This is a genomic window from Vibrio halioticoli NBRC 102217 (genome assembly GCF_000496695.1).
Taxonomy (GTDB): domain Bacteria; phylum Pseudomonadota; class Gammaproteobacteria; order Enterobacterales; family Vibrionaceae; genus Vibrio; species Vibrio halioticoli.
This window is the reverse complement of the sequence record NZ_BAUJ01000034.1, coordinates 20,158-28,536: the sequence shown is the minus strand read 5'-3', so window position 1 is coordinate 28,536 and position 8,379 is coordinate 20,158. Positions and strand designations below refer to the sequence as shown.

Below are 8,379 nucleotides of genomic sequence, written 5' to 3'. Positions count from 1 at the left end.
GATAAGTAGTTATTCTACAATCAAAAATTCTAACACCGTTATCGAGTATTTTAACAAGCTAGAATGACCAGTTATTTAGTGCGATTGGTATTATATAGCAAAACATTACTTTTGCTCATCCCAACCGCGTTGCCATTCCATGCGAAACATCTGCGCATCTTCGGTGCCTTCACAAACACCTTCATAATACTGACCTGACAAACCAATCTGATAGGCAAAGTTAGGGTTACAATATTCTTTAACACCTAAGCTATATCCCTCTTCATAGGCGCCCATATTAGCAGCACCCAATTCACTCAGTGCTGTGTACGAGCGCTGGGTTTTCCCTTTGATACCATCGGAATATCCCACACCTTTCCAATCCCCTTTCGCCACTAATGCTTCATCACCACTAGCACAGGCAAATAACAACGGAATAATCAAAGGCAGAGCCCACTTAAATCTTTGCATTGTGACCTACTTAACATATTGTTTTTTATGAGCTTAGCACACCTAGATCACATTTTCGAAAACCCTAAAAAACAGCAAACCATTCAACTGGGTATTTCACCACTTAACTTGCTATTCGACCACTGACCGGCGTACCTAATGTTGTTGCTAAAAGGATTTAATATTATGTAAATAGAAAATTTAATAAATTATCCTTTAATAGAAGAGAATACAGATATGATGTGGTTTCTTACCTGCGTAGTGGCACTGGTTGCTGGCTACTTCATCTATGGTTCCATAGTTGAAAAAATTTTTGGTATTAATGAAAATCGTCAAACCCCAGCAATAACTAAACCGGATGGCGTGGACTTTGTTCCGATGCCAACGAAAAAAGTGTACTTAGTACAGCTTTTAAATATCGCTGGTGTGGGTCCAATCTTTGGTCCTATCATGGGTGCTCTATACGGTCCTGCGGCTATGCTGTGGATTGTATTGGGTTGTGTATTTGCAGGTGCTGTTCACGATTACTTCTCAGGAATGCTATCGGTACGTAACGGCGGCGCATCTGTACCAACATTGACGGGACGTTACCTAGGCACTGGCGCCAAGCACTTTATGAACATTTTTGCCATTGTCCTATTGCTTCTAGTTGGTGTGGTATTTGTTTCAGCTCCAGCTGGCATGATCACTAACCTAATCAATGACAAAACAAGTTTAGATGTCAGCATGACAACTATGGTTGTTATCATCTTCATTTACTACATCATTGCGACTATCGTACCTGTCGATAAAATCATTGGTCGTTTCTACCCTCTATTTGGCGCACTGCTAATCTTCATGTCTGTGGGCTTAATTGGCGCAGTGGCAGTTTCAAGTGACTATTCTGTTTTGGGTAACTTCCAAGTCAGCGATATGTTCTCTAACATGAACCCACATGACTTACCTCTATGGCCGGCTCTATTTATTACCATCGCTTGTGGTGCTATCTCTGGTTTCCATGCCACACAATCACCTTTGATGGCTCGTTGTATTGAAAATGAGAAAAACGGTCGCTTCGTATTTTATGGAGCAATGATTGGTGAAGGTATTATCGCGCTTATCTGGTGTGCTTTAGCCTTGTCATTCTTTGGTTCTGTTGACTCTTTATCTGACGTAGTGGCTAACGGCGGTCCGGGTAAAGTGGTTTATGACGCATCATTTGGTCTACTTGGTGTCTTTGGTGGTGTGCTTGCATTCCTTGGTGTGGTTATTCTGCCAATTACCTCTGGTGATACCGCATTCCGTTCAAGCCGTTTGATCTTAGCTGAGTACTTTAATCTAGAACAACGTACTATGCGTAACCGTTTATTGATGGCTGTACCACTATTTATTGTCGGCGGTATCTTAACTCAAGTAGACTTCGGTGTGATTTGGCGCTACTTCGGTTTTGCTAACCAAACCACTGCGGTAATGATGCTTTGGACAGCTTCTGCTTACCTACTTCGTTACAACAAATTCCACTGGATCACTACTATTCCAGCGATGTTTATGACTACGGTTTGTATTACTTTCATCCTAAATAACTCAAAACTGGGCTTTGGTTTAGATATGCAAATCTCTACCATCATCGGTGTTATCGCGATGCTAGGTATCACAGCAACTGTCATTAAAATTTCAAAAGGCAAAGGTGAAAACGATTTGCTAGATGAAGAAAAACCTAAAGTGGAAACTAAACACGCATAACATATTGCTTAGAATCCCCCACTAAAAAACGGGTTGCCAATACATTGGCAGCCCGTTTTTTTATACTGTAAAGCATAAAAATTATAGATTTTTAACCTGCAGCTCTTTTGGCACTTCAAAGAACATATTCTCTTCACGACCAGAGAGTTCAGTAACTTGATTGCAATCAGACAAAGTTTTTATTTTTTCTAAGATAGTGTTTACCAACTCTTCTGGAGCGGATGCACCAGCGGTCATGCCTACCTTATTCTTACTCTTAAACCAATCAGCGTTCAGATCTTCTGGGCAATCGGTTAAGTACGCAGGAGTGCCTAACTTCTCGGCCAACTCTTTTAATCGTGTTGAGTTAGATGAGTTTTTAGAACCAACCACTATCATTACGTCCACTTCATTTGCCATAGTACGCACCGCATCTTGGCGGTTCTGAGTGGCGTAGCAAATATCGTCTTTACGTGGGCCTTGGATGCTCGGGAAAACCTGACGCAGACGGTCGATCACATCCGCGGTTTCATCCACCGACAAAGTAGTTTGGCTCACATAATGCAAATTTGATGGGTCTTTGATGATAGGTAGCAATGCGTCAACGTCTTCAGCTTTCTCAACCAAATACATGCCGCCTTCGCTGCTTGCATACTGCCCCATAGTGCCTTCAACTTCAGGATGACCTGTATGCCCTATCAATACGACTTCGATATGTCTGCGGCTTGCACGAGCCACTTCCATATGCACTTTGGTCACCAATGGACAAGTCGCATCAAATACGGTCAAATCACGCTGCTTGGCTTCTTTACGCACCGCTTGCGATACGCCGTGCGCGGAAAAGATAACAATGTTGTCATCAGGCACTTCATTCAGTTCTTCAACAAAAATTGCGCCACGAGCTTTCAGCCCTTCAACCACAAAACGGTTATGCACAACTTCATGTCGAACATAGATAGGAGGCTGGTACATCTCAAGCGCTCGTTCAACGATGCTGATAGCTCGGTCAACACCGGCACAAAAACCACGCGGGTTAGCTAATAGAATTTCCATTGTCATATCTTTCATTAGTGAAGGCCTTGTTACTCAGTCAATGAGCAACCTCAAATCGCGCTCATTGTACCGACATTATTGACGAAAGCTCAAGACAGTAATGACCATAAATAATGCATGGTTATTAATAAGATAAGCCGTAAATTCGAGAAAACGATTTAAGATCAGTCAATTGAAACTATTTCAACATCAAAGGTAACATCACGCCCAGCTAAGGGATGATTGAAGTCAACAGTAACTGAATCCCCTGCAATCTCGGTAATAATGCCGGGTATTTCGACGCCATCAGGCCCGTTAAATGCCATAATAGTGCCCACTTCAACTTGAGCTTCACCGACAAATTTAGCGCGATCCATATGATGAATATTATCTGGATTGGGCAGACCAAAGGCATCTATCGCTTTCAGCTCTACGCTATTTTTGTCTCCGGCTTTTAGCCCGAGTAAACAAGCTTCAAAGCTGTCACTCAAGCTACCGTCACCAATCACCAGTTTTGCTGGTTTGCCCATTTGATAGGTACTGTCTGCTACCGAACCATCTTCAAGTTTGATTGCGAAATGCATGGTGACTGCACTGTCTTTTGTAATTACTGACATAGTGTTTCCTTACAACTTTAAGTCAAAAACAAAAACGGCCAACACATCGTTGGCCGTTTAAAAAGACTACTAGAAATAAGACAAAGGCTTAAGGCATTTCGTCAAATTCTGCGCCTTCCTTCTCAACTTTAGGTGGCATCAAGTGCTCACGAGATACACCCAGTTTCAATGCTAAGTTTGATGCTACGTAGATAGATGAATATGTACCTACTGTGATACCCAATAGCAAGGCAGTTGCGAAGCCGTGGATATTTGCACCACCCTTAGTAAATAGGGCAACAACTACGAATAAAGTTGTACCAGAAGTAATCAAGGTACGGCTCAAAGTTTGAGTGATCGCGCCATTGATAATCTCAACTGCGCCACCTTTACGTACTCGACGGAAGTTTTCACGAATCCGGTCAAATACAACGATGGTATCGTTGAGCGAGTAACCGACAACCGTTAGCAATGCCGCTACGATAGTCAAGTCTACCTCGATTTGCATGATAGAGAAGATGCCGATGGTAATGATAACATCGTGCGCAAGTGCCAGTACCGCACCCGCTGCTAGACGCCATTCAAAACGCATAGAAACATACAACAAGATACAAATCAGAGATACGATGATCGCTAGACCACCTGCCTCTGCAAGTTCATCCCCAACGTTAGGACCAACAAACTCAACACGACGCATCTCTACAGATTCACCAGTACCTTCTTCCAATGCTTGGATGATTTGTAGGCCTAGTTTTTCACCTTGTAGACCTTCATGAGGACGTAGACGAACCATAACATCACGGGCAGAACCAAAGTTCTGTACCGTTGCATCGCCAAAACCTCTATCGCTCAATGAAGTACGAATTTCTTCTAGGTTGGCAGGGTTCTCAAAACCCACTTCAATCAGCGTACCGCCGGTAAAATCTAGACCCCAGTTCAACCAGTTAGTTGAAATGGTGTAGATTGAAGCTGCAATCATTAGTAATGAAAAAACAACCGCGCCTTTTGACCAGCGCATAAAGTCGATCGTTCCTTCACTTTTCAATATTTGAAACATGGAAATACCTTCAATTAGATCGACAGTTTAGTAACACGTTTACCGCCATACAGCAGGTTAACTACACAACGTGTACCAATAATCGCAGTAAACATTGAAGTTAAAATACCGATAGACAGTGTTACAGCAAAGCCTTTAATCGCACCTGTACCCACAGCAAACAAAATGATCGCTGTTAATAAAGTTGTGATGTTAGCATCCGCAATCGTACTAAAGGCATTGGCGTAACCTTGGTGAATCGCTTGTTGAGGACTGCGTCCTTCTCTTAGCTCTTCACGTATACGCTCAAAGATCAGTACGTTCGCATCAACGGCCATACCAACGGTCAATACAATACCGGCAATACCCGGCAGCGTCATTGTCGCACCTGGAATCATCGACATAATACCAATGATCAACACAAGGTTTGCCATTAGTGCCATGTTGGCAATAAAACCAAACTTACGGTAGTAAACCAAAGTAAATAGCATTACCGCTAACATGCCCCACATACAAGCTTGAACACCTTTATCGATGTTCTGTTGACCCATTGATGGACCAATTGTACGTTCTTCTACAATCGAGATTGGCGCAATCAAGGCACCAGCACGAAGTAGCAAGGCTAAGTTATGAGCTTCAGCAGCAGAGTCGATACCGGTAATACGGAAGCTACGACCTAGTGCAGACTGAATGGTCGCTTGGTTGATCACTTCTTCGTGTTTATTAAGAATCACTTTGCCTTCTGGAGTACGCTTACCGCTGTCTTTGTACTCAGCAAATACGGTTGCCATCAGCTTGCCAATGTTTTGGCGAGAGAAAGCAGCCATCTTGCTACCACCTTCGCTATCTAGCGAGATGTTAACCTGAGGACGACCATATTCATCGGCGCTAGAACTTGCATCAGTGATGCTTGAACCGCCAAGAATAACGCGTTTTTTCAGTACCGCTGGGCGACCATCACGATCAAACTTAACTTCACTGCCCGCAGGAACACGACCGTTTGCCGCAGCAGACAAATCAGCCTGCATATCAACTTCACGGAATTCTAGAGTTGCAGTAGCACCTAAGATTTCTTTAGCGCGAGCTGTATCTTGAACACCTGGCAATTCAACCACGATGCGGCTTGCACCTTGACGTTGAACCAAAGGTTCAGCAACACCCAGTTCGTTTACACGGTTACGCAAAATCGTAATATTTTGCTCAACGGCGTAGTTGCGAATTTCAGTAAGACGGGCATCAGTGAAAGTAGCACTTACTACAAAACGACCGTTGCTGTCTGAATCAACAAACAACATATCAGGGTGTTTTGATTTTAGAAGGCTTTCTGCTTGAGACAGTTGCTCAGCATTACGCAGTGTAATTTCTACAGAGTCTTTACCTGCATGAATAGCACGGTAACGAATTTTCTCTTCACGTAGCTCACTACGGAAGGCTTCTTCCTGCTGTGAGATAAGCTTGTTCATTGCAGAGTCCATGTCCACTTCCATTAAGAAGTGCACACCACCGCGCAAGTCAAGACCAAGCTTCATCGGCGCAGCGCCAATACTTTCTAACCAGCCAGGAGTTGAAGCGGCAAGGTTAAGTGCAACAATTGCATCTGAACCTAGTGCTTCAGAAATAACATCACGAGCACCAATTTGGGTGTCAGTGTCATTAAAGCGAACTAGAATTGAGCCATTTTCTAACGAAACAGACTTGTGAGATAGATTCTCTTTATCAAGAGCATTGGTGATAGTATCCATGGTTGCCATATCAACAGAAGCACCACGTGCTCCTGTGATTTGTATGGCTGGATCTTCACCGTAAAGATTCGGAAGGGCATACAGTGCCGCTACTAGAATGGCCATTAAGACCATCAAGTACTTCCATAACGGATAACGGTTTAACACAGCGAGGATCCTCTAGCTGTTTTTAAAGAGATTTCAGCGTACCTTTAGGCAACACTGCAGTAACGAAGTCTTTCTTGATAACAACTACATTGTTAGCATTTAGTTCGATAGAGATAAAATCGTTATCTTCTGAAACAGAAGAGATCTTACCTACTAAACCACCACTAGTAAGAACTTCGTCGCCTTTACTCATAGAAGCAAGGAGGTTTTTATGCTCTTTTGCACGCTTAGACTGTGGACGGTAAATCATGAAGTAGAAAATAACTGCAAACATACCAAGCATGATCAGCATTTCGAAACCACCGCCTTGAGCAGCACCTTCAGTCGCTGCGTGAGCTTGAGAAATAAATAAACTCATTAAAAATCCTCTTTAAAAATATTCGTTAATTTAAGTTATAACACTAAATGTGGCCTCATCGTCCCTTTTTCAAGGGTTGAACGACAAAGCCGCATGTTGGTCGTTGTAATTTGTATTATTACATGACTTTTGTAATTATTTATTATTGTGCGTCAGCTTTTAGCATCGGCGGCACGTCTCTATCACGACGAGCGTAAAACTCTTCTACGAAAGCGTCGAATCTATCTTCATCAATGGCCTTGCGAATGCTTTCCATTAAACGTTGATAGTAACGAAGGTTATGAATGGTATTTAGGCGAGCGCCTAAGATTTCATTACAACGATCTAGATGATGCAAATACGATTTAGAATAGTTGCGACAAGTGTAACAGTCACACTCTGGATCTAGAGGTGTTGTATCTATTTTATGTTTCGCGTTTCGGATCTTGATCACACCGCCAGTCACAAATAGGTGTCCATTACGGGCATTTCGAGTGGGCATTACGCAATCGAACATATCAATACCACGGCGAACACCTTCTACTAGGTCTTCTGGTTTACCCACGCCCATGAGGTAACGCGGTTTATCTGTTGGTAATTGCGGGCAAGTATGCTCAAGAATGCGGTGCATATCTTCTTTAGGTTCACCCACTGCTAGACCACCAACTGCGTAGCCGTCAAAATCAATCTTAGTCAGACCTTCAACGGATACATCACGTAGATCTTCGTACACGCCACCTTGCACAATACCAAATAGCGCATTTGGATTTTCTAGTTTGTTGAAATGGTCACGAGAGCGTTGTGCCCAGCGTAGTGACATTTCCATCGATTTTTTTGCTTCGCTATGAGTTGCAGGATATGGCGTACATTCGTCAAAAATCATTACGATGTCAGAACCAAGGTCTTTTTGGATCTCCATAGACTTTTCGGCATCCATGAAGATTTTGTCGCCATTCACTGGGTTGCGAAAATGCACACCTTTTTCCGTGATTTTACGTAAGTCGCCTAAGCTAAATACCTGAAAACCGCCTGAGTCAGTAAGAATAGGACCTTGCCAATTCATAAAGTCGTGTAGGTCGCCATGCAATTTCATGACTTCTTGACCTGGTCTTAGCCACAAGTGAAAGGTATTACCTAGTAGAATTTCTGCGCCGGTTCCTTTTACTTCTTCCGGAGTCATACCTTTAACAGTACCGTAAGTACCTACAGGCATAAATGCAGGGGTTTGAACCGAACCACGTTCAAACTCCAATTGACCACGACGAGCTTTGCCGTCCGTTTTCTTTAGTTGAAATTTCACAAATTACTCCAATATGCCAGAGAAACAATCTGACGGTTAGTTTAGGACAACACGCTTAC

Annotated in this window: 8 protein-coding genes; 1 reads left to right on the top strand and 7 read right to left on the bottom strand. The window is 43.0% G+C overall.

Features of this window, described 5'->3' with window-relative positions; all coding sequences use genetic code 11:
• Nucleotides 1-105 precede the first annotated feature (105 nt).
• On the bottom strand, nt 106-450 hold the full coding sequence (locus VHA01S_RS11380; protein WP_023404527.1) for a DUF2799 domain-containing protein: 345 nt from the start codon (nt 448-450) through the stop codon (nt 106-108).
• 216 nt (nt 451-666) lie between these two features.
• On the opposite strand from VHA01S_RS11380, the gene VHA01S_RS11375 reads away from it, so the two are divergent.
• A complete protein-coding gene (locus VHA01S_RS11375; RefSeq protein WP_023404526.1) occupies nt 667-2,151 on the top strand; it encodes a carbon starvation CstA family protein in 1,485 nt (494 codons plus the stop codon).
• Nucleotides 2,152-2,232: 81 nt separating this feature from the next.
• On the opposite strand, the gene ispH is transcribed toward VHA01S_RS11375, so the two are convergent.
• The 6 genes from ispH to tgt all read right to left on the bottom strand — a co-directional run bounded on the left by ispH (nt 2,233) and on the right by tgt (nt 8,320).
• The gene (ispH, locus tag VHA01S_RS11370; RefSeq protein WP_039970769.1) at nt 2,233-3,183 is read right to left on the bottom strand and encodes a 4-hydroxy-3-methylbut-2-enyl diphosphate reductase; all 951 of its coding nucleotides are present in this window, start codon (nt 3,181-3,183) and stop codon (nt 2,233-2,235) included.
• A 164-nt stretch (nt 3,184-3,347) separates the two neighbouring features.
• Entirely contained in the window at nt 3,348-3,779 is a 432-nt protein-coding gene (gene fkpB, locus VHA01S_RS11365) for an FKBP-type peptidyl-prolyl cis-trans isomerase (protein WP_023404524.1), read from the bottom strand.
• Between the two features lie 88 nt (nt 3,780-3,867).
• Nucleotides 3,868-4,815, bottom strand: a complete 948-nt coding sequence (gene secF, locus VHA01S_RS11360; protein ID WP_023404523.1) for a protein translocase subunit SecF — start codon at nt 4,813-4,815, stop codon at nt 3,868-3,870.
• A gap of 14 nt (nt 4,816-4,829) precedes the next feature.
• Nucleotides 4,830-6,683 carry a protein translocase subunit SecD gene (gene secD / locus VHA01S_RS11355; RefSeq protein WP_023404522.1) on the bottom strand — a complete coding sequence of 618 codons (1,854 nt, stop codon included), beginning with the start codon at nt 6,681-6,683 and terminating at the stop codon, nt 4,830-4,832.
• Nucleotides 6,684-6,705: 22 nt separating this feature from the next.
• Nucleotides 6,706-7,041 (bottom strand): preprotein translocase subunit YajC, encoded by a 336-nt coding sequence (gene yajC / locus VHA01S_RS11350; RefSeq protein WP_023404521.1) that lies wholly within the window; start codon nt 7,039-7,041, stop codon nt 6,706-6,708.
• Nucleotides 7,042-7,183: 142 nt separating this feature from the next.
• Nucleotides 7,184-8,320: a tRNA guanosine(34) transglycosylase Tgt gene (gene tgt / locus VHA01S_RS11345; RefSeq protein ID WP_023404520.1), complete on the bottom strand. Its 1,137-nt coding sequence runs from the start codon at nt 8,318-8,320 to the stop codon at nt 7,184-7,186.
• Between the last annotated feature and the right edge of the window lie 59 nt (nt 8,321-8,379).

Excerpts from the sequence above, each read along its gene's own strand:
- VHA01S_RS11375 (WP_023404526.1), top strand. The coding sequence starts at position 667 with ATGATGTGGTTTCTTACCTGCGTAGTGGCACTGGTTGCTGGCTACTTC.
- ispH (WP_039970769.1), bottom strand. The coding sequence starts at position 3,183 with ATGGAAATTCTATTAGCTAACCCGCGTGGTTTTTGTGCCGGTGTTGAC.
- secF (WP_023404523.1), bottom strand. The coding sequence starts at position 4,815 with ATGTTTCAAATATTGAAAAGTGAAGGAACGATCGACTTTATGCGCTGG.
- VHA01S_RS11380 (WP_023404527.1), bottom strand. The coding sequence starts at position 450 with ATGCAAAGATTTAAGTGGGCTCTGCCTTTGATTATTCCGTTGTTATTT.
- yajC (WP_023404521.1), bottom strand. The coding sequence starts at position 7,041 with ATGAGTTTATTTATTTCTCAAGCTCACGCAGCGACTGAAGGTGCTGCT.
- fkpB (WP_023404524.1), bottom strand. The coding sequence starts at position 3,779 with ATGTCAGTAATTACAAAAGACAGTGCAGTCACCATGCATTTCGCAATC.